The organism is Pseudundibacterium arcticum (assembly GCF_042646465.1).
Taxonomy (GTDB): domain Bacteria; phylum Pseudomonadota; class Gammaproteobacteria; order Burkholderiales; family Burkholderiaceae_D; genus Undibacterium_A; species Undibacterium_A arcticum.
Genome location: NZ_JBHRTP010000082.1, coordinates 42,219 through 61,859 on the forward strand (window position 1 = coordinate 42,219; position 19,641 = coordinate 61,859).

At 59.7% G+C, this 19,641-nt stretch carries 18 protein-coding genes and 1 pseudogene; 14 read left to right on the forward strand and 5 right to left on the reverse strand.

Annotated features, from left to right (window positions below; translation table 11 throughout):
* Nucleotides 1-43 precede the first annotated feature (43 nt).
* From ACFOFO_RS21850 to ACFOFO_RS21865, 4 genes are all read left to right on the forward strand, one after another.
* On the forward strand, nucleotides 44-541 hold the full coding sequence (locus tag ACFOFO_RS21850) for a carboxymuconolactone decarboxylase family protein (protein ID WP_390327240.1): 498 nt from the start codon (nucleotides 44-46) through the stop codon (nucleotides 539-541).
* Entirely contained in the window at nucleotides 538-981 is a 444-nt protein-coding gene (locus tag ACFOFO_RS21855; protein ID WP_390327242.1) for a GNAT family N-acetyltransferase, read from the forward strand. The genes ACFOFO_RS21850 and ACFOFO_RS21855 overlap by 4 nt, the downstream gene beginning before the upstream one ends.
* Nucleotides 982-987: 6 nt before the next feature.
* Nucleotides 988-1,611, forward strand: coding sequence for an FMN-dependent NADH-azoreductase (locus ACFOFO_RS21860; RefSeq protein WP_390332845.1), 624 nt, complete (start codon nucleotides 988-990; stop codon nucleotides 1,609-1,611).
* Between the two features lie 395 nt (nucleotides 1,612-2,006).
* Nucleotides 2,007-2,294, forward strand: coding sequence for a hypothetical protein (locus ACFOFO_RS21865; RefSeq protein ID WP_390322522.1), 288 nt, complete (start codon nucleotides 2,007-2,009; stop codon nucleotides 2,292-2,294).
* Nucleotides 2,295-2,420: 126 nt separating this feature from the next.
* On the opposite strand, the gene ACFOFO_RS21870 is transcribed toward ACFOFO_RS21865, so the two are convergent.
* Nucleotides 2,421-2,978, reverse strand: coding sequence for a hypothetical protein (locus ACFOFO_RS21870; protein WP_390332847.1), 558 nt, complete (start codon nucleotides 2,976-2,978; stop codon nucleotides 2,421-2,423).
* 581 nt (nucleotides 2,979-3,559) lie between these two features.
* Between ACFOFO_RS21870 and ACFOFO_RS21875 the strand changes: the two genes are divergently transcribed.
* Complete coding sequence (locus ACFOFO_RS21875) at nucleotides 3,560-4,609, forward strand: ABC transporter substrate-binding protein (protein WP_390332850.1); 1,050 nt, start codon at nucleotides 3,560-3,562, stop codon at nucleotides 4,607-4,609.
* A 113-nt stretch (nucleotides 4,610-4,722) separates the two neighbouring features.
* Nucleotides 4,723-6,144, forward strand: a complete 1,422-nt coding sequence (locus tag ACFOFO_RS21880) for a pyridoxal phosphate-dependent decarboxylase family protein (RefSeq protein WP_390327251.1) — start codon at nucleotides 4,723-4,725, stop codon at nucleotides 6,142-6,144.
* Between the two features lie 461 nt (nucleotides 6,145-6,605).
* Here ACFOFO_RS21880 and ACFOFO_RS21885 read toward each other — a convergent pair whose 3' ends face one another.
* Nucleotides 6,606-7,253, reverse strand: coding sequence for a hypothetical protein (locus ACFOFO_RS21885; RefSeq protein ID WP_390332852.1), 648 nt, complete (start codon nucleotides 7,251-7,253; stop codon nucleotides 6,606-6,608).
* 480 nt (nucleotides 7,254-7,733) lie between these two features.
* The gene (locus ACFOFO_RS21890; protein ID WP_390332854.1) at nucleotides 7,734-8,339 is read right to left on the reverse strand and encodes a DUF4337 domain-containing protein; all 606 of its coding nucleotides are present in this window, start codon (nucleotides 8,337-8,339) and stop codon (nucleotides 7,734-7,736) included.
* Between ACFOFO_RS21890 and ACFOFO_RS21895 the strand changes: the two genes are divergently transcribed.
* Nucleotides 8,221-8,484: a hypothetical protein gene (locus ACFOFO_RS21895; protein ID WP_390332885.1), complete on the forward strand. Its 264-nt coding sequence runs from the start codon at nucleotides 8,221-8,223 to the stop codon at nucleotides 8,482-8,484. The two genes, ACFOFO_RS21890 and ACFOFO_RS21895, sit on opposite strands and share 119 nt — an antisense overlap.
* 46 nt (nucleotides 8,485-8,530) lie before the next feature.
* Nucleotides 8,531-10,432, forward strand: a complete 1,902-nt coding sequence (locus ACFOFO_RS21900) for a SagB/ThcOx family dehydrogenase (RefSeq protein ID WP_390327254.1) — start codon at nucleotides 8,531-8,533, stop codon at nucleotides 10,430-10,432.
* A gap of 142 nt (nucleotides 10,433-10,574) precedes the next feature.
* On the opposite strand, the gene ACFOFO_RS21905 is transcribed toward ACFOFO_RS21900, so the two are convergent.
* Nucleotides 10,575-12,089, reverse strand: coding sequence for an AMP nucleosidase (locus tag ACFOFO_RS21905; protein WP_390327256.1), 1,515 nt, complete (start codon nucleotides 12,087-12,089; stop codon nucleotides 10,575-10,577).
* Between the two features lie 278 nt (nucleotides 12,090-12,367).
* Here ACFOFO_RS21905 and ACFOFO_RS21910 point away from each other — a divergent pair, with 278 nt between their 5' ends.
* Nucleotides 12,368-12,832, forward strand: a complete 465-nt coding sequence (locus ACFOFO_RS21910) for a disulfide bond formation protein B (protein WP_390327257.1) — start codon at nucleotides 12,368-12,370, stop codon at nucleotides 12,830-12,832.
* Nucleotides 12,833-12,872: 40 nt separating this feature from the next.
* Nucleotides 12,873-13,724 carry a peptide chain release factor N(5)-glutamine methyltransferase gene (prmC, locus tag ACFOFO_RS21915; protein ID WP_390327258.1) on the forward strand — a complete coding sequence of 284 codons (852 nt, stop codon included), beginning with the start codon at nucleotides 12,873-12,875 and terminating at the stop codon, nucleotides 13,722-13,724.
* A 123-nt stretch (nucleotides 13,725-13,847) separates the two neighbouring features.
* On the opposite strand, the gene ACFOFO_RS21920 is transcribed toward prmC, so the two are convergent.
* Nucleotides 13,848-14,924 carry a PQQ-dependent sugar dehydrogenase gene (locus tag ACFOFO_RS21920; protein ID WP_390332856.1) on the reverse strand — a complete coding sequence of 359 codons (1,077 nt, stop codon included), beginning with the start codon at nucleotides 14,922-14,924 and terminating at the stop codon, nucleotides 13,848-13,850.
* Nucleotides 14,925-15,473: 549 nt separating this feature from the next.
* On the opposite strand from ACFOFO_RS21920, the pseudogene ACFOFO_RS21925 reads away from it, so the two are divergent.
* The 4 genes and pseudogenes from ACFOFO_RS21925 to ACFOFO_RS21940 form a co-directional block, all read left to right on the forward strand.
* Nucleotides 15,474-15,584 (forward strand): annotated as a pseudogene (locus ACFOFO_RS21925) (peptide chain release factor N(5)-glutamine methyltransferase); the annotation flags it as partial.
* A gap of 350 nt (nucleotides 15,585-15,934) precedes the next feature.
* The gene (locus ACFOFO_RS21930) at nucleotides 15,935-16,570 is read left to right on the forward strand and encodes a class I SAM-dependent methyltransferase (RefSeq protein WP_390327261.1); all 636 of its coding nucleotides are present in this window, start codon (nucleotides 15,935-15,937) and stop codon (nucleotides 16,568-16,570) included.
* Nucleotides 16,571-16,913: 343 nt separating this feature from the next.
* The gene (gene gshA / locus ACFOFO_RS21935) at nucleotides 16,914-18,536 is read left to right on the forward strand and encodes a glutamate--cysteine ligase (protein ID WP_390327263.1); all 1,623 of its coding nucleotides are present in this window, start codon (nucleotides 16,914-16,916) and stop codon (nucleotides 18,534-18,536) included.
* 729 nt (nucleotides 18,537-19,265) lie between these two features.
* Nucleotides 19,266-19,613 carry a four-helix bundle copper-binding protein gene (locus tag ACFOFO_RS21940; protein ID WP_390327264.1) on the forward strand — a complete coding sequence of 116 codons (348 nt, stop codon included), beginning with the start codon at nucleotides 19,266-19,268 and terminating at the stop codon, nucleotides 19,611-19,613.
* Nucleotides 19,614-19,641 lie beyond the last annotated feature (28 nt).

The window sequence follows — 19,641 nt, forward strand, 5'->3', positions numbered from 1 at the left end:
TGTTAGAGTTGTGACATTATCCCACGTGCAAAGGAACAACACAATGACACTTTTCGACCACCAACCACGCATAGACAGGAGCCGCTACAATCGAACCGCTCCGGCCGTAACCGCTGCCCTCCACGCCCTTGGCAAAGCAGTCGACGATTCGGGACTCGACAGGTCGCTGACCGAACTGATCGAGCTGCGCGCCTCACAAATCAACGGCTGCGCGTTTTGCGTTCAGTACCACTTGAACTTGGCGCGCCAACTCGGGGGGATCCCGGCCAAACTCGATCTGGTAGCCGTATGGCGCGATGCGGGCGTGTTTTCGGCGCGCGAGCGGGCCGCCTTGGCGTGGACCGAAGCACTGACACTCATGGCCGGAAATGGTGTGTCCGACGCCGTCTACGCTGAATTGCAAGGACAGTTTTCGGAGTCTGAGATCTCGTTCCTGACCGCCGCTGTCGGCGCCATCAATGTCTGGAACCGCATTGCCGGCGCGCTGCGCTTCGCACTGCCAACAATCGCCGAGCCGGCCGTTCCGGGAGCCTCGCATTGAATACCTTGACGACAGTCGCACAGTACATAGACGATAAGGACGGCGTCCGTAGTTGCTACCCCGTGATGGCGCAGTTGCGCCCGCATCTGGCATCCGAAGACGACTTCCTCGCACGCTGGAGTCGGCAGGTGGCGGACGGTTACCGCCTGTTGGCACTGCTCAATGGCCCTCGCGTCGTGGCACTGGCAGGCTTTCGTGTGCAAGAGAACCTGGTACACGGTCGCTTCCTGTACGTTGACGATTTAGTGACCGATGAGGCACTACGCGGAGGCGGCCATGGGGAGCAGTTAATGACCCGCCTCAAGCAGGAGGCGCGTGCTCTTGGCTGCGGCAAGCTGGCGCTGGATACGCCGCTGTCCAATGCGCTGGGACACCGCTTCTATTTCCGCAACGGCCTGCTCGCCACGTCGTTGCGCTTCAACATTGCGATCAAGGGGTAGTAGAAAATGACTACGTTACTGCACATCATTGCAAGTGCCAGGGGCGGCCTGTCGCACAGCCGCCAGGCAGCTGAGGCGACGGTCCGACGGTTGATCGAGCAGGATCCGACGCTGACCGTGATCGAGCGCGACTTGGGTTGCACACCGGTAGCGCATCCTGATTTCCAATTCATTCAGGCGAGTCTGATGCGAGAGGCTGAACGCGGTGAACCACAGCGCGCGGCTCTGGCACTATCGGATGCGCTGATCAATGAGCTGGATGCCGCCGACTTCGTTATGCTGTCCATGCCGATGCACAACTTCATGGTGCCGTCTGTGCTTAAGGCGTGGCTGGACTACGTCGTACGCCTAGGGCGGACGTTCCAGATCACGGCTGCCGGCAAAGTTGGCCTGCTTCGCGATCGGCCGATACGCGTACTGATGGCCTGCGGCGGAGCCCTCGGCGACGGCCTTACCGGACAGCCCGATTTCGTGACGCCTTATCTGCGTTACGTTTTCAAGACTATCGGCATTACGGATCTGCAGGTGCTGCCGCTCGAGAATCTTCTTCGAGGCGCAACGGCGCAGGCTGCCACGCAGATGCACTTCGACACTTGGTGTGACGGGCTCAGTTCGGAGTGGCTCACGTAGAGAAATCGCTGAACGCACGACTTTCGATCGGGCGGGGCCGGAACGCTTCTACGCATTTTCGGGTCGCAGATTGCATGAAGTGGTCGGAATGTCTCTCGCTGCAGGGGGCGATGTCGGCGCATCTACTGTCCGCTTTCGCCAGACGTGAAGGTCGGCAGTGGGTCGGGTACGGCCTGTCGTGACCGGCAGAACCCGGCCAAGAACAGGCACACAGTTTTTCTTTAACATGTGTTGTTCGTCAAACGGAGAGCATTCGAAGCCATGCAATATTGACCTACTGGAGTTGGTGCGCAAACCAAAGTTGACCTAAACCGCTACGCGTTGAGGATTTCACTTTATGCCTCAACATCTAGGGCCGCGAGAGGCGGCTTCTTTAACCTGAAAGGAGAACGAAAATGGCATACGGGATCGTGCATTACTTCCCTGGTGGTACGAAGGAGCAGTACGAGGCGTCAATTGCAGCGGTGCATCCCAGCAGAGAGAGCCTGCCGAAAGGCCAAATCTTCCACGCGGCTGGTCCGTCGGCTGGCGGCTGGACGATCGTGGCTGTCCACGACTCCAAGGAGAGTTGGGAGCAGTTCCGCGACGGCATCCTGATGCCACGAATGCAACAGGGCATCAAGGGCGGGTTGACCCCACCACCACAAGAAACGGCGTTTGACGTCCACAACCTGCAGCCGTAACAGCTATCCGGTATTGATAACGGGCTATCGCGACTGTCCGGTAAAGACTAAAACCGCACGGTCAACGCTACAGTTCAGCCGACGCGAAAAGCGCGCAGCGGTTTTCGCGTCGGCTGGAACTGATTGTCAGGTCCGTGTCGTTGTAGTATTAAATCGTGCCTCTGCTTCTCGAAATAGAGACTTGACCTTGTCGATATTCCATGGCCGTTCGATTAATGTTTCGTGGTCCCATTCGCTTCTCGGTTCATCCGGCTCAAAAAAGTCACCGCCATAAACATGTATTGCACACGTCATCTTGCCAATTGGATTAAGGACAGAATGGATAATGTCGCGACCGAGTGTAGCTACGTCGCCGACTCCCAGAGATTTGGCTCCTGCCGCCTCAATGGTCGCTTCTGTTCTTCGCCAAAAAATGTTGTCTTCTCTGCCAGCATATATACCGACAACTGAAAACATCTGGTGATTGTGTGGCATGAGACACATGCACGGTGCCCAGACGAAGTTGATGATGGTTAGATCAGGCGATCTATATATTGGAGTAATACCTGCATGTTCCGGCTCACCAAGCTCAGACATCATCCCCACGCTATCGGCAACCGCTTCTACCACCACCTCGCGAATTGCCCCCTGCCCCTCAGCGACAGCAGTCATGCAGTCCTGGATAAAACGATCCTTATCGAACAAAATTTTGTCCTCTTCCTCTCTTCGTTTATGGCGCTAACGAACAGCGTTTATCTGGCGCGAGGCGACATGCGAAGCAACCACAACTCCTGCTTTGCGGCGGATAAACCTTGATGAACTGAACCGCCGCCTTGGCGGTGGAGTGGGCAGTGTAAGATCCGAGCGCCAGTTCAGTCAATGTTCAAGGGAGGTTGCTGGCATGCGCACGCGAGTGCGGTGGCAATGTCGGGCGCGGCCGGCCAAACCCTGCTCATCGGGGGCCAAATTTCTACTCTCTCGGAATCCCACTCGAATGTTTGTCCTCGACTTCACAAAGATGGCTGGATAGTTGACGGCGCTGCATATAAAAATCCTGAACTGGCAGTATTTGCAAATTTTTCTGATTGGCAAGTTGTTCAGTTGCATATTTTGTATTGACGTTAAAATAAATAAAAATCCTCGTCTATTGACGCAAGCACCTCTGTCCGGACTATCGAATGTTGCCAAATTTATCAAGAACTGCATCGCTATGCTCTTTTTCCGCCATGACAGCCCTGGTTGCGGCGCTGGTTTCGGGTCCTGCGATCGCGCAGACGCAGGATATTGTGATTGGACAAGTAGCGCCGCTTTCCGGCGTGCTCGCTGATACCGGGCGCGAGATGGTACTGGGCGGCCAGATTTATTTTGATTACATAAATGCGAAGGGCGGCATCAAAGGCCGGCGCATAAAACATGTGGTGAAAGATGATGGGTATCAGGTCGAAAAAACTGTTGCGCTGACCCAGGAACTGCTAGACAAAGACAATGCAGTCGCCTTATTTGGCTATGCAGGCACCGGCAATATAGGCCAGCTGCTGCAAGATGGCGTGCTGGCCAAGGCCAACGTGGCGCTCATTGCACCGTACACCGGCAGCGAGACCCTGCGCAGCCCGTTTAATCCCTACATATTCCATTTGCGCGCCGGCTATGCAGACGAGACACGCGTGATGGTGGATTATTTCGTGAACAACGGGATGAAGCGCATCGCGGTGATGTATCAAGACGACGCATTCGGCAAAGCCGGTTTAGCCGGGATCGAAGTGGCGCTCAAACAGCAAGGGTTGAAAGCCGTCGCCCTTGGCAATTATCCGAAAAACACGGATGACGTGGCGCAAGCCGTGAAAACCATTGCGGCAGCAGACCCGCAAGCGATTGCCCTGATCTCGGTCAATAAATCCTCTGCTGCATTTATCAGGCAATACCGCGCTACCGGGAAATCCCCGCTGATGTTCAATATTTCGGTGGTGAATGCGCAAGCGCTGGCGCGCATCAGCGGCGCCGAAATGGTGCGCGGCGTCGCGATCACCCAGGTAGTGCCTTACCCTTTTTCCGACGTCATACCGGTGGTCAAGGAGTATCAGGCGCTGCTGAAACAGTACGGTCCCAAAGATGCAAAACCGTCCTACACCAGCTTTGAAGAATTTTTAGGCGCCAAGGTCTTGGTCGAAGGACTCAAACGCAGCAAGACGATCAGCCGCGAAGGCCTGATGGCTGCTCTGGTCAGCCTCAATTTTGACACTGGCGGATTTCAGGTGACTTTTGAGCCGAAAAACCGGGTGGGGTCGAGTTTTGTTGACATTACCGTCATCGGGCGGGATGGCAAGTTGATGCGCTAGCCGATGTCGCGCCGAGCCCAATGCTGGCTCCGCACCTACGTAAAAGTCTGAAAAATCGTTAAAGTCATCTCATCTCATCGGTGACCCTAACCACATCCATTCGGAAATTTCACATGAACGACACGTCCCCTTTTCGTCTGGCACTTGAGCACGCACTGAGCCACTCGCTCGCCTATTTGGAAAATTTGGAACATAGTCCGGTTGCGGCGGGTGCGAGTCTGCAAACACTGCGCGAACGACTGGCGAAGCCGCTCAACAGCGCGGGCATGCCGGCCGAGCAGGTGATTGATGAGCTGGTCGCCGACACGGCGGGAGGCATCATAGGTAGCGCCGGCGGGCGATTTTTTGGTTGGGTGATCGGCGGCTCGCTGCCCGCCGCACTGGCGGCAGACTGGCTGACCAGCGCCTGGGATCAAAACGCCGCATCGTATTCCTGCGGACCGGCAGAAGCGGTGATTGAAGAAGTGTGCGGCGACTGGCTAAAGGATTTGCTCGGCTTGCCGCGCGATGCCAGTTTTGCACTGACCAGCGGCTGCCAGATGGCGCACGTTACTGCGCTGGCGGCAGCGCGCAACGCACTGCTCGCGAGCCGAGGCTGGCAGGTTGAACGAGACGGCCTGTTCGGCGCACCGAAAATCCGTATCCTGAGCAGCGATCAATTCCACGGCAGCATCACGCGAGCAACACGCTTACTGGGGCTGGGCACGAGTGCGGTGACAGGTCTGCCGGTCAACCAGGCGGGTCAACTGGACGCGGCAACGCTGGAACAGGCGCTGCAGGAGGCCCCCGACACGCTAACGATCGTCCTGCTGCAGGCGGGCGACCTCAACATCGGCGCGTATGACTGTTTCGCCGAATTGATTCCGCTGGCGCATCGCTACGGCGCGTGGGTGCATGTCGACGGCGCTTTCGGCCTTTGGGCGAACGTCAGCGCGCGCCATAGACATTTGCTGGCCGGCGTTGAGCATGCCGACTCATGGGCAACCGATGGACACAAATGGCTGAACGTGCCGTATGACAGCGGCTTTGCTTTCGTCGCGCATCCACAAGCGCATCGCAATGCAATGTCCTACGAGGCAAGCTATATCTCGCACAACGATCAGGTGCGCGAGCAAAAGGACTGGAATCCGGACTGGTCGCGGCGCGGCCGCGGTGTCGCCGCGTATGCCGCGCTACGACAACTCGGCCGCCACGGTGTCGCGGCCCTGATAGACGCTTGTTGCGACGCCGCGCATAGTCTGGTGACCGGCATCGCGGCGCTTCCCGGTGCAGAGCTGATGTGGGAGCCGCGAATCAATCAGGGGCTGGTTCGTTTTCTCGATCAACGGCCTGCCGCGACCGAGAGCGATCACGACCAATGGACCGATGCTGTCACCAGCGCGGTGCTGGCAAGCGGCGAAGCGCTGTTCAGCAACACGACCTGGCGCGGAAAGCGTTGCATGCGGGTATCGGTGTGCAACTGGCAAACCAATGCGCAGGATGTGGCGCGCGCAGTGGCGGCGGTGGCGCGGGTGTTGCAGGAACAGAACAGGTAAGTCTTTCTGCAAGAAAGACAGCTCACCTGCGATCCGCAACATTCAAGGATAGGTATAGCGAGGGGCCTGCACTACTGCCTTTCGCGAATGACGCTGTTCGGCCAATTGGAGCCATTCATGTCAGTGACGCTCACCGTCGGCTTCAGAATGATTCCGGTCATTCAAGTTTTCCGGGTAACAGCCGGCTCCTGTTAAGGGTTGTCCGATGCCTGCCCGCACGCGCAGGACTTCCAGGATATGACGGACCCCAAAGGACAGGCGTTGGACAAGCCTTAACATTTCCGGTCATTTCACCAGAGTAGTAGTGATCTTTTGCGCCTATAACTCATTTACGCACGAATCCTTACCGTCCCCCTATTAAGCTTTTTATGTCCCCGAAATTCCCCACAAGTCTGTGTACTAAAACCGGGGCAGCAGGTTCGTGCCGTTCCTCCACCGTTGCGGTCAGCTTATCCGCGGAGTCAGAAAAAAGAGACCGTCAGCAAAGGCGCTCGGTTGATTGTCGTGTCGTCTATTTCGATAAGTCCCGGGAAAACGAACCCATCATCCTCCAATATGCGGATCTGGAAGTCGGTCAATCCACTGCGCTGGGCTTGTACCATCAACGAGGTTACGTCTACCGTAACATGGCGACTGACGTCGGCTCGGGATATCGGAGGTATGATCGTCGTTAATGCCAAGGCCGGTTGGATAGTGCGGTTAAAATCTGATGCAAGCAATGTCTGGGGTGGAAAGGTGACAAGTTCGATTCGAATTGGAATTGAACTGGCCACCGGTTGGATAGAGATGCTGTCGATGAATATATCGAGTGTCGCCGAATTGATGATTGCGCTACCAGGAACACCGCCTGCACCTGTCAAAGGGAAATCCAGGAAAGCACGGAATTCAGATCCAGTGACAGGATGTACGCCAGCAAACACACTTGGGGTGTTGCCCTGCACTATAGTAAATAGGTTGGGGGGATCAAACTGGATATCACCGTCGAATGCTGCGCGACTGTGTATCTGCGTCACAATCGGGGTCGGTGGGTTGCTGCTATCTCCACCGCCGCACCCTGACATTGTCAGTACGAGGGACATCATAACTGCGGCAAAGAGTATCTTTTTCATAACAACCTACCATTTTTCAATTTACATGCTCGCTTCTCATCTTGCCTGCATATCTATTGCAATAGTGCTGTGAATCAGCTTTAATTTTGACCCGTATCAACAAAAAAAACTTTATTCCATCACGTCCAAAAATTCCGCGCGATCCGGCGTCAGCTTTGCGGCCACCACACCTGTCATGTAAGTCATTCCGCAATTGACCGCCGCGCCAGATGCCACTCCTGTCCCATGCTTGCCTGCTGCATCGACCAGTCCTGACGGTGCCGACTTCTGACGGCACCGACTGTCCGGTATCGCTGCTTGACAGACGTCTAAGAAATCCGACTGACCGGCCGCACTGGGTCGACTTCGGACACTCCCTGTCATCGACTTCATATCCAAAGCGAAGGTCCACGAATATGCTCGCTTGCTATTGTACGGCGCACCACTCGCAGCCAGCGTTGAACCGAGTTGACTCGACCGCACATAACGCGGGTCCACGCATTACGACAACAGCTTAATTAATCCCGTGGGATGGAATGACCATTCCAGCAAACCGGACAATCCCATCACGACTCCCGCACCGGTAGGAATCAGTGCGGCAAAATACAGCCAGCGTTGGTGGGTCAGCGCTGTCACCGCCAGGAGCGCGATCGCGATTGCGATCAAGGCGTCGGACAGGTCAAACTGATCGTCGCGAAAATTGGCCGCATCATAATCTTTTTGATCTTGATCGGCTTGCTGCTTGAGCTCATCTTTCTTCCTGGCCTGCTCGAGCGCAATCGATTCGTAGCTCCGAAGCGCTTCTTCATATGCGGTCCTTTCCTCTGCGCGGCGGCCTATCATTGCCAGTCTGATCTGCACCACGGAGGATTTTGCGATCTCCTCTCGAATGTTTCGCGCCTGGTAAAACGCCCAGTGGTCGATCTTGTTAGCCTGTGCCTGCTGCATGCTTTGGACGATATTGTCATCCTTGACCTTGCAGATGCCCATGAAAGTCGCCAATATCGCAACGGTAATAGCGACCAACATGTTCAGTCGCGCCGACGCGCGATCCTTGGCGCCAGCCGGTTCTGTTGATTCAACTACACTCATAGGGTCGATGTCCATATTCATCCATAATATTTTGAATTTCGCAATCATCGCATATCCGGTGCGCAGACCACGCGGTAACACCGTCAGAACAAGACGCGCAAAACACGTTGCGCCGAATGCGGAAATCGGTCGCATGCGCTATCCGTCCGAACAGGGATAGAATTTAGCATCGCTCGCATTTCCACATTCCTGCAAGGCGTCAGGAGATGGTGCCAAAGATCATCTGGGTGCTGTTGCCGCTGTCGATGTACGCGGTGTACGTTGCTGTGCTGGTGTGGCGCGGGCGGGCGCCGTCGCAGCTTGCGCTCAATGTGCAGACCAGCCTGCTGTTGATTGCCTATCTGCTGACGACCGCGAGTCTGGGCGTGTTCTGGGTGGCCAACCAGCAGTTGCCGGTGTTCGACTGGCACTACCTGTTCGGCTACTCGACGCTGCTGCTGGTCTCGGTGCATCTGGTGTTCAACCTGCCGCTCGTGCTGCGCTGGCTGCGGCACCAGCCGCAGCAGCCGGCCGGCAACGTCAAGCGCGGCGGTGCGTTGACGCTGGGCAAAGCGGCCGCCCTCGTCGCTGCTCTCGGGGCGGCATTCTTCCTCGGCACGCGCCAGGGCGCCAGCGAGTTGTCGTTCCGCTGGACCGAAGCCGCCGACGCAAAATCGGGACCGGCGGATGCGGTGATCCGGTATCACGAGTTCTCGTCGGAGTCGCGCAGCAGCGTGTTCAAGCGCGCACCGGGAGTCGAATGGGGGACGCCGCCGCCGACCTTCAAGCATTACCCCGACGTGCCGCGGGTCGCCCTTGAGCGGGGAAAATCCGGCGCGCACGGTCTGAGCGACGCGCTGCGCGCTGCCGTGCCGCGCGAGCATCGCCTGCGCCTCGCCGAGCTGGGCGAATTGCTGTACCTGACGGCCGGGATTACGGAGCGGCGCGGTGGCACCGCGTTGCGTGCCGCGCCCTCCTCCGGCGCCTTGTTCCCCAGCGAGCTCTACCTGCTGCTGCGCGCGGTCGACGGCTTGCCCGCGGGTCTTTATCACTACGATCCCGAGCACCACCGTCTCGACCTGCTGGGTCCGGTGCCGGCCACCGCAGCTGCCACCGCAAGCGCCACCGCAGTTACCACCGCAGTTACCACATTCGGCGCGCCTCAGGCAGACGACGCCGACGCGGTCGTGGTGCTGACTGCGGTGTTCCGCCGCACCGGCTACAAATACCGCAACCGCGCCTATCGCTATGCGGTGGCGGACGCCGGCCACTTGCTGGAGAACCTGCGGCTGGCGGGGCACAACGCGGGAATGCAGGCCAGGCTCGTGGCGCGCTTCGACGAGGCGCTCGCCGCCAAGACCATCGGGGTCGACGGCGTCGAGGAAGGCGTGCTCGCCATCATGGATCTGCGCCGCGCGGCAGCCCGCGCACCGTCCGATGCCGGGCCATCGCGCGAGCGCTTCGTCGCACCGCCGGCCCCGGCTGACACCTCGATCGGCGTGACCGGCATGGTGCAGCGCGCAACCTCGCTGCGGCTTGCCCCCGATGATGTCGAGGCCAATAGCATTGCGCTGCCGCCACCCGAGCCGGCAGCCCAGGATGTGCATCACACCATCACCCACCGTCGCAGCAAGCGGCGCTTCCTGGCCGAGCCGGTGCCGCTGACCACGCTGTCATCGATGCTGGCCGACATGGCGCTGCCGCCACAACTATCAAACGCGGTCCGCATCAACCTGGTGGTCAATCGCGTCGCGGGCCTGCAACCGGGCGTCTATCGCTACCTGCCGCAACACGCGCTGGTCCGCGTGCGCGACGGCGAGTTCGCCGCAGCGGCGCAGTCGGCGGCCTTGTCCCAGGACGTGATCGGCGACGCTGCGGTGGTGTTGATATTGTCAGCCGACCGCGAGCGCATGCTGGCGGAAGGCCCGCGCGGCTATCGTCATGCCTATCTCGAAGCCGGCATGATCGGGGAACGCTGGCTGCTCGGCGCGGTGGCGCGCGGTTTGGCGGCCTGCCCGGTCGGCGCGTTTTACGACGACGAGGCGGCGGCGCTGATCGGCGTGGATAGTCGGCACCAATGGGCGCTGCACTTTGCGGCGCTGGGCTGGTCGGCGGAAGACAGGAAGTGAGCCGCGGTGGTTCCCAGCTGATGGCAACTGGCTGATGGAGGAAAGCCCTGATGCGACCATCGCGCTGATCGGGAAGTTCCTCGGTAACGGGCGCTAGCGCCGATCGCGTTTGGCGGGTCGGTGGCGGACGCAAACGCCACGCTTACTGAAACGCCACCTCCGCAAAGCTGCGCAACTTGCGACTGTGCAGCTTGTCCACCCCTAGCGCGCGTAACAACTCTACCGCTCGGATGCCGATGCGCAGGTGCTGATCGACCCGCTCACGGTAGAACTGGTTGGCCATGCCAGGCAGCTTGATTTCGCCGTGCAACGGTTTGTCGCTGACACACAACAAGGTGCCATAGGGAACGCGGAAACGGAAACCGTTGGCGGCAATGGTGGCGCTCTCCATGTCGAGTGCAATCGCGCGACTCTGGCTGAAGCGGCGTTCGGGGGTGCGTTGCGGCAACAGCTCCCAGTTGCGGTTGTCGGTACTCGCTACCGTCCCGGTACGCATCACCCGCTTCAGGTCATAACCGGTGAGCTGAGTGACTTCGGCCACGGCGGCTTCAATGGCCACCTGCACCTCGGCCAGTGGCGGAATCGGTACCCACAGCGGCAGGTCCTCATCCAGCACGTGGTCTTCCCGCACATAGCCGTGGGCTAGCACATAGTCGCCCAATTGCTGGGTATTGCGCAGCCCGGCGCAGTGTCCCAGCATCAGCCAGGCGTGCGGACGCAACACCGCGATGTGGTCAGTGATGGTTTTGGCATTGGCCGGCCCCACCCCGATATTGACCATGGTGATGCCGCTGCCGTCGGCGCGCACCAGGTGATAACCCGGCATTTGCGGCAGACGCGGCGGCACTGCGCCCAGGTCGTCACCGGGCTGCGCGCTGTGACCGACGCGTCGCGTGATCATGTTGCCCGGTTCGATAAAGGCGATGTAAGCGTCTTCATCCGCAGGGGCCAGCGGATCGGCGGCGCGGTTCATGATCTCGTGCCCCAGGGACATGAACTCGTCGATATAGAACTGGTAATTGGTAAACAGCACAAAATTCTGAAAATGTTCGGGTGCCGTGCCGGTGTAGTGGCGCAGTCGCTGCAGCGAATAATCGACCCGCGGGCCGGTGAATAGCGCTAAGGGTTGCGCCTCCCCGGGACGCGTCTCGTGGGTGCCGTTGGCAATGCCATCGTCCATGGCGGCCAAGTCGGGCAGGTCGAACAGGTCACGCATCGACAGGCGCCGCTGGGCGCTCATACTGCCTTCAATGTGGTCGTGCTCGGCAAACGAGAAGTGCACCGGGATCGGCTGCGAACTGGTGCCCACTTCCAGCTGCACCTGCTGGTTACGGCCATGGTTCTTCAGCAGCAAGCGAAACTGCTCCAGGTAGTAATTCGAGAACAGGTCCGGTCGCGTGAGCGTGGTTTCAAACGTGCCCGGTCCGGCCACGAAACCGTAGGACAGGCGGGAATCGGCCCGTACCACCGTGTCGGTATGCACCCGCACAAAGGGATAACAGGCGCGTACATGCCCCGCAAGATGGTCGCCGCTGACGAAGCGCTGCAGCGACTCGCGCAGGTAGTTGATGCTGCGCTCGTAGATGACACGCACCTGATCCAGTGCGGCGGCGGGATCGTCAAAGCGGACGGGGGCGATGAAATGGGGGGTCTGCACCGTGCAACTCCTTGAGTTTGAGGGCCTGGACAATCCGGAACGGCCTGTTACGCTATTGTAAGGGTTGCACGTATTTCTGGCGGACATTAGGGCAGTACGCGATGCGATTGACGCGAGTCATTCAAATCGGCTATGACCTGTCATGCGATCAATTCTCTGCAAAGACGCAATGGGCTGCGCGGTCATCAGGGAATCGAACTTGGGAACTTGTCTCGAAGCAATGCGTCATAATGCGGCGTCTTGCGCATTCACCAACAAAACAATCGGATCGCCCCAACATGAAATCACGTCATTTACTGCTCGCCGTCGCCCTGGTCTGCATCGCCCTGCTGGCGGCCGCGATGTACATGCAACTCGGGTTGAACATGCAGCCCTGTCCACTATGCGTGCTGCAGCGCTATGCCTTCGTCGCGATCGCGATCTTTTGCCTGATCGGCGGGCTGGGTGGCTTCACCAAGCCGAATGCCGGGCTGGCGCTGATCGGCGCACTGAGCGGGGTCGGCGTCGCCGGCTACCATTTGTACGTCAAGGCGCATCCGGATTTTTCCTGCGGCATCGATCCGCTGGAAACCTCGCTCAATACGATCCCGACCGCGCGGCTGTTTCCCAGCCTGTTCAAGGCCAACGGTTTTTGCAGCACCGACTATGGCCCGATCCTGGGACTGTCGATTCCGATGTGGGCCATGGTCTGGTTCGTGATCTGCTCCGTGGTGCTGGTGGCCGTGCTGCGCAAGCGCGACTGAGCGCGGCGGCGGCGATGATGGTGACGGTGACGGTGATGCGATGATTTTGCCCTTGTTTTCAGCCGGCGAGACGCTGGCGCACGCGCAGCAGAATTCTCCGCTGTCGCCGCTGGAGACCCGCATCCTGCTAAGCCATGCGCTGGGGCTGACGCGGATCCAGCTGATCACGCAGTCCGAGCGCGTGCTGGATGCGCTTGAGGCGGCGCGGCTGTCGGAGCTGTTCGGGCGGCGCCTGATGGGCGAACCGATCGCCTACCTGGTCGGCCAGCGCGAGTTCTACGGCCTGCCGTTCGAGGTCACGCGCGACGTGCTGATTCCGCGACCGGAAACCGAATTGCTGGTGGAACTGGCGTTGCAACGGCTGCCCGAGAACGGCAGCGTGCTCGACCTCGGCACCGGCTCCGGCGCAGTCGCGATCGCGATTGCGCACAGCCGGCCCGACGCGCAGGTGACCGCAGTCGATGTCAGCGACGCCGCTTTGGCGGTGGCGCGGCGCAATGCGCAGACCAATGCGGTGCGCGTCGATTTTCTGCAGGGCGACTGGTATCAGGCACTGGGCGCGCAAGATGGCCGGCAGCGCAATTACCAGTTCAGCCTGATCGTCGCCAACCCGCCCTACATCGTGGCCGGCGATCCGCACCTGAAGCAAGGCGATCTGCGCTTCGAACCGCTCGGCGCGCTGACCGATCACGGCGACGGCCTTGCGGCGCTGCGCAGCATCGTGGCTGGCGCCGCGCCGCGGCTGAAAAGCGGCGGCTGGCTGTTGATGGAACATGGCTACGACCAGGCAGCATCGGTGCGCGAGTTGCTGATCGCACAGGGTTTTGGCGCGGTCCAAAGCTGGCGCGACCTGGCCGACATCGAACGCGTCAGCGGTGCGCTGCGCACATAATTACTCGTGCATGGGTCCTGATCGGGGCCCGATCTGGTCCTGAGCTTGTCGAAGGGAAAAAAGGGCGAAAAGCCTTAGCCAACCACGATTTTCATGCAATCGCCCGACTATCTTCCCCCAGGCCTATTTCCGAACGATGCGATACACGCTGCCGTTGTCGGATAGCAGGTAAAGCTCCTGCTGCGCATCCTCCCCAAATGACAAAATTAATCCCACGCCTTGATTGCCCCAGTCCATTTGATGAGTGGCAGCGCCATTGAGGTAAGCAAAGCTCTTTAGCCAACCCGCGCATAAATCGGAATACAAATAGCTACCTCGCAATTCCGGAATGGCACTGCCGCGATAGACATAGCCCCCAATAATGGAACAGACGCTGTTGCTGACTGTGTCGTCGTGGGCATATTCCAGCACTGGCAAGCGTAGTCCTTGCTGGTTGCATGCGCCGCTGGGATAGCACAGCGTGCCTTCCATGATGTTCCAGCCGTAGTTCAAGCCACCTGCATTGGCGCTGGCGACGTCGACCTCCTCGCGCCGCTCCTGCCCGACGTCAGCGATATACAGCAAGTTGGTGGCCGCATCAAACGCGTAGCGCCAGGGGTTGCGCAAGCCATACGCCCAAATCTCCGGGCGTTTGCCGTTCTGATTGATAAATGGATTGGAGGCCGGGACAGCGTAAGGCTGCACCGCGGTAGAGGCGGATACGTCGATGCGCAGCAGCTTGCCAAGCAGGGAGTTGGTGTTCTGGGCATTGCCATGGGGGTCGCCGGCGCTGCCGCCATCGCCGGTGCCGATATACAGGTCACCATCGGGACCGAAGGCGAGCAAACCACCATTGTGATTCGAGAAATCGGGATGGGGAATCGACATTATCCGCAGGCTGGAAAGCGGGTCGGCCACATTGGGATTGAGGACCGACGTGCTGAAACGCTCGATGGCGATATTGCCGTCGAGGTCGGTGAAATAGACATAGAAAAAGCCATTTGACGCGTATTGCGGATCGAACGCCAAGGACAACACGCCGCGTTCGCCGTCCACGGTGGTGCGATTGCGAATGTCAAGGAACGCAATCGGCAACAGCGCACCATCTTGCACAATACGGATACGCCCCGGGCGTTCTACGATAAACAGCCGGGCATCCGCGCTCGGCGCCGTCAGAAAAAGCGGGCTCGATAATCCCGTCGCCACCGTTTGCAGCGCCAACGCGGGCATCGTATTGCTGCCTACCGCAGGCGGGCTACCGGTTTGATCGATTGGACTGCTGCCGCCACCGCCTGATCCGCCGCCGCATCCGACCAACATGGCTAGAAACACAACCGTTCGCAACGTACGCAAAGAATTGATTGGCATGGCATCTCCAAATCAAAAAGACCAACATGAACACAGGACTATGGAGAAAACTGGCCGAATGTGAATGTCTGAAGCGTGCCCGTTCTTGAAACGGTGCATCGCTGGCTCTAGCCCGCCAAGCTTTGCGGAGGCATTTCGAAGGAATAAAAATGCGAAATGTCAGCCATTGGCCAACAGTCATTCAGCGCATTTGCCCTCCATTGCCAAAGTTTTGCCGATGGCTACATCTCAGCCTAAACTCGCCATGAGTTGGTGCTTGGAATGGAGCTTCAGTCTAGCGCTTACAGGTAGTGCTGGATCACGATCGGCGGCGTTAATAGCGGAAGAGATTGATGGTGGTCAAATTGATTGGGTGTCGGTACCCAGTGTGGCCCTTTTAGGGTATCCACCAAACGTGGGTAAGATCAGGCAGCGGCGGTGCGCGACCTGCTGACGGCACCGGGTTTTGACGCGCTGCAAAGCTGGCGCGACCTGGCCGACATCGAACGCGTCAGCGCTGCGCTGTGCGCATAATTACTCGTGCATGGGTCCTGATCGGGGCCCGCTCTGGCCCTCATTGCACGAGGTTTGATAATAAATACTCCCTCTGTTTTTAAATAAAATCACCCGCTTACGCCCGCCTTTATTGCGAGGTTGAAATATACATAGGTAGAGTATATTATCTTAACGACAAGTAGGATGGGTGTAACCCATCATTGCGGAGGTGGATGATGGGCTACCCCCATCCTGCGGTGCGCATCGCACGATCTTCAAGAACAAATACTGTCACCTGTATTTTTTAAGCCCGTTTGAATTCAAGCGGGAGTGGCGCTAATTTCACCTATACTCCCCAAAAATAACGAATGCCGGATGAACCCAGCGCCATGAAACTCACTCCGCAAGAACTCAGCGACATCGCCGCGCGCACGCTGGCGCATTACGACCAGCGCGCGCAAGCCTTCAGCGCCGGCACGCTCGATCATGACGTCAGCCAGAACATCGCCGCGTTGCTGCAATTTATCGAGGTGCCGGCGCCGTTCACAATCCTCGATTTCGGCTGCGGGCCGGGGCGCGACTTGAAGCAGTTCGCGGCGCTCGGCCATCGCGCGATCGGACTGGACGGCGCGCCGCACTTCGTGACCATGGCGCGTGCGTATAGTGGCTGCGAGGTCTGGCAGCAGAGTTTTCTGGCGCTCGATCTGCCGGACGCATACTTCGACGGCGTGTTCGCCAACGCGTCGCTGTTCCATGTGCCGCAGCAGGAATTGCCGCGCGTGCTGCGCCAGCTGCAGGCAACCCTGAAGCCGGGCGGCGTGCTGTTCAGCTCGAACCCGCGCGGCCACAATGAAGAAGGCTGGCACCAGGGCCGTTACGGCGCCTTTCATGACCTGGACAGCTGGCGCAGTTACATGACCGCGGCCGGCTTCGTCGAACTGCAGCACTACTACCGCCCGCCTGGCCTGCCGCGCGCACAGCAGCCGTGGCTGGCCAGCGTCTGGCGCAGCACGCACGGCGCCTGAAGCCGCTCCGGCGGGCCGCGCTTTGGCCCCGATCTTGCCGCACCGCGCCAACGCGCGCACCCGACCTAGCGCAAAACACAATCTTGCAATTTCGGTTACTCTCGCGTAAATCCAGCCGGTCAAGGAGTCTGTCGGGCTTACGGAATCGAAGCGAAAAATTAGCTGAACGAGGACAGATTTTGCCGGGTTTGCAGCGTCAATAGCGAGCTATTGACCAAGAAGCCGGTGAAATATGGACCGTTCAGGTAATTTTGCAGCCGATTCTCCGGGGGCGCCGAGCCGTAAGTCCGGCAGGCTCCTAACGCTGATCTGCACCAGAAAACGAGAGTAAAAGGACACCCCCATGAGCCATCTTCTGACCCGCCGCCTGGCACTGTTTGGCAGCCCGGAACATCGCGCCCTGCTCGGCCAGGGGCTGCGCGGCATCGAGCGCGAAACGCTGCGCGTGACGGCGGCGGTCGACCGGGCCGGCCACGGCTATGGCGCGCTGGCACGCTCGCCGCATCCGCACGCGCTCGGCGCGGCGCTGACGCATCCGCAGATCACCACCGACTATGCCGAAGCCTTGCTCGAATTCATCACGCCGGCGGAACCCGATATCGCGACCGCGCTGACCGAGCTGGAGGCGGTGCACCGCTTCGTGTATCGCGAGATGCCGGACGAAATGCTGTGGAGCCAGTCGATGCCGTGCGAATTGCCGTCGGAGCACGAGATCGAGATCGGCTGGTACGGCCGCTCGCATATCGGCATGCTCAAGCATGTGTACCGTCGCGGACTGGCGCTGCGTTACGGCAAGACCATGCAATGCATCGCCGGCATTCATTACAATTTTTCGCTGTCCGAAGACTGGTGGCGCGCGCTGCAGGCGGCCGAACAGGCCCCGGGACAAACACCCGTTTCCGCGACGGATTTCCAGTCGGAAAGCTATATCGCGCTGATCCGCAACTTCCGTCGCTACAGCTGGCTGCTGATGTATCTGTTCGGCGCATCACCGGCGCTGTCGACCAACTTCCTGCGCGGCCGTCCGCACCAGCTCGACACGCTGTCGGGCGATACCTTGTACCTGCCGTATGCGACCAGCCTGCGCATGAGCGACCTCGGCTACACCAGCAAGGCGCAGGCCGGGCTGGCGCCAGCCTACAACAACCTCGACAGTTATCTCAGGAGCCTGAAGCGCGCAGTCAGCCAGCCGTATCCGCCGTATGTCGAACTGGGCACCCACCGCGACGGCGAATGGATCCAGCTCAATACCAACATTTTGCAGATCGAAAACGAGTATTACTCGTCGATCCGGCCCAAGCGTGTGATCCGCAGCGGCGAACGACCGATCCAGGCGCTGGCGGCGCGCGGCGTGCAATACGTCGAGGTGCGCTGCATGGACATCGACCCGTTCGAGCCGATGGGCATCAATCTGGAAACCTCCCGCTTCCTCGACGCTTTCCTGCATTTCTGCGCGCTGGAAGAAAGCCCGCTGACCGAGGGTGACGAGGCGTGCGAAAACACCGGCAATTTCGCCCGCACCGTGAAAGACGGTCGGCGCCCCGGCCTGCTGCTGCAACGCGACGGCGGCACCATTGAGTTGCGTAGCTGGGGGCTAGAACTGCTGGAGCGGATCGGCGCGGCGGCGGCAGTACTGGATGCGCAACGCGACGACCAGGCGCACGCCAAGGCGCTGGCGGCGCAACGCGCCAAGCTGATCGACCCGGCGCTGACGCCATCGGCGCGGGTGCTAAGCGCGCTGCGCGAACACGGCAACTCATTTGCGCAGTTTGGCTTGCATCAGAGCAAGGTGCACGCCGCCCATTTCCGCGCGCACCCGCCAACGGCCGACGAGGCTGCACACTTCAACCGGCTGGCCCAGGCGTCGCTGGATGAACAACAGGCGATCGAACAAAACCAGAGCGGAACGTTCGAGGAGTTTGTCGCGGCCTACCAGTGCAGCCAGTTGTGCGCGGAGCGTGCCTGAGCACACCAGGTATTCGCCGCGCTCGATCGGTCGCGTCCTCGCCGCGACTGAAACGGCATGCCTGCCTGACCTGTCTCCGCCACAAGCTGGTCGCGGCAGGTGTCGATGCTTTCCTGCAATCTTGCCGTCGCTGCCGCCCGCCGCCTATTTGATCGTAACTTTGATCGCAACTTTGATCTAAAGGCCGGATCCGGCGCCGCGGACTTACCGCAACCTGAAGCCCAGTGAACAGGTAATTCTTGCCGGTCGCCGTTACCGTCTTACCGGTGCGCCGCTGGCCAGACTGCCGACGCGCCAGCAATGCCCCGGCCAAGCGGATGGCACATGTCTTGCAGGCAGATTGTAGCCAGTCCGCTGCGCGCGATCAGGCGTGGCCTCTGCCGCCACGGTCATTGCTACCCCGTCGATGCGTCGATGTATTGATGCATTGATGCGACCGCGGCGGCATGCGTGCCGATCCCGCAGGCCGGGCTGGTTCATTGTGAGGCCGATATCCCGCACACGGCTGTGGCGGAGATCAATGCCCGGGAGAAACAAATGGCAGATGCCGAAAGACCGGCGCTGGTCGCCGCCCGCGTGTACCAGCTTTACCCCCGCCAGCGTGTTGCCGGTACTGGGCCGCGCCACGCCCTGAGCGCAATACCATGCGCCATCAAACCGCAAATTCCGGCAGATATGCAGCCGCTACCTTGCGCAACTGACCAACAATTCAGAGCCAACAGGAGCGCCATGATTTCGTCACAGTTGAGCGCCGGAATGCATTCCTGCCTGACTCACAGCCTGGCCTGCCACCGGCGCTGTACCGAAACCGCCGCCCACGTGTTGCATGGCGCCAATGTGCATAGCGAAGCCAAGCATCTGGTGGCGCTGCTCGATTGCGCGCAGATGTGCATGGTCCACGCCGACTTCATGATGCGCCGCTCGCCGCATCATGTGCATCTGGCCAAAGAATCCGCTGAAATCTGCGATGCCTGCGCCGCCTTGTGCGAGCAGCATCCCGAGCCGGACGGTGAAATGGCACGTTGCGCCGAAGCCTGTCGCAGCTGTGCCCAAAGCTGCCGCGAGATGCGCACCTGAACCCCGTCAACCCTGAGCCATCATCAAA

What these genes read in the sequence shown, in the direction of transcription:
- ACFOFO_RS21850 (WP_390327240.1), top strand. Translation starts at nt 44, where the DNA reads ATGACACTTTTCGACCACCAACCACGCATAGACAGGAGCCGCTACAAT.
- ACFOFO_RS21860 (WP_390332845.1), top strand. Translation starts at nt 988, where the DNA reads ATGACTACGTTACTGCACATCATTGCAAGTGCCAGGGGCGGCCTGTCG.
- ACFOFO_RS21865 (WP_390322522.1), top strand. Translation starts at nt 2,007, where the DNA reads ATGGCATACGGGATCGTGCATTACTTCCCTGGTGGTACGAAGGAGCAG.
- ACFOFO_RS21880 (WP_390327251.1), top strand. Translation starts at nt 4,723, where the DNA reads ATGAACGACACGTCCCCTTTTCGTCTGGCACTTGAGCACGCACTGAGC.
- ACFOFO_RS21885 (WP_390332852.1), bottom strand. Translation starts at nt 7,253, where the DNA reads ATGAAAAAGATACTCTTTGCCGCAGTTATGATGTCCCTCGTACTGACA.
- ACFOFO_RS21895 (WP_390332885.1), top strand. Translation starts at nt 8,221, where the DNA reads ATGAAAGTCGCCAATATCGCAACGGTAATAGCGACCAACATGTTCAGT.
- ACFOFO_RS21890 (WP_390332854.1), bottom strand. Translation starts at nt 8,339, where the DNA reads ATGGACATCGACCCTATGAGTGTAGTTGAATCAACAGAACCGGCTGGC.
- ACFOFO_RS21900 (WP_390327254.1), top strand. Translation starts at nt 8,531, where the DNA reads ATGGTGCCAAAGATCATCTGGGTGCTGTTGCCGCTGTCGATGTACGCG.
- ACFOFO_RS21910 (WP_390327257.1), top strand. Translation starts at nt 12,368, where the DNA reads ATGAAATCACGTCATTTACTGCTCGCCGTCGCCCTGGTCTGCATCGCC.
- prmC (WP_390327258.1), top strand. Translation starts at nt 12,873, where the DNA reads ATGATTTTGCCCTTGTTTTCAGCCGGCGAGACGCTGGCGCACGCGCAG.
- ACFOFO_RS21930 (WP_390327261.1), top strand. Translation starts at nt 15,935, where the DNA reads ATGAAACTCACTCCGCAAGAACTCAGCGACATCGCCGCGCGCACGCTG.
- gshA (WP_390327263.1), top strand. Translation starts at nt 16,914, where the DNA reads ATGAGCCATCTTCTGACCCGCCGCCTGGCACTGTTTGGCAGCCCGGAA.
- ACFOFO_RS21940 (WP_390327264.1), top strand. Translation starts at nt 19,266, where the DNA reads ATGATTTCGTCACAGTTGAGCGCCGGAATGCATTCCTGCCTGACTCAC.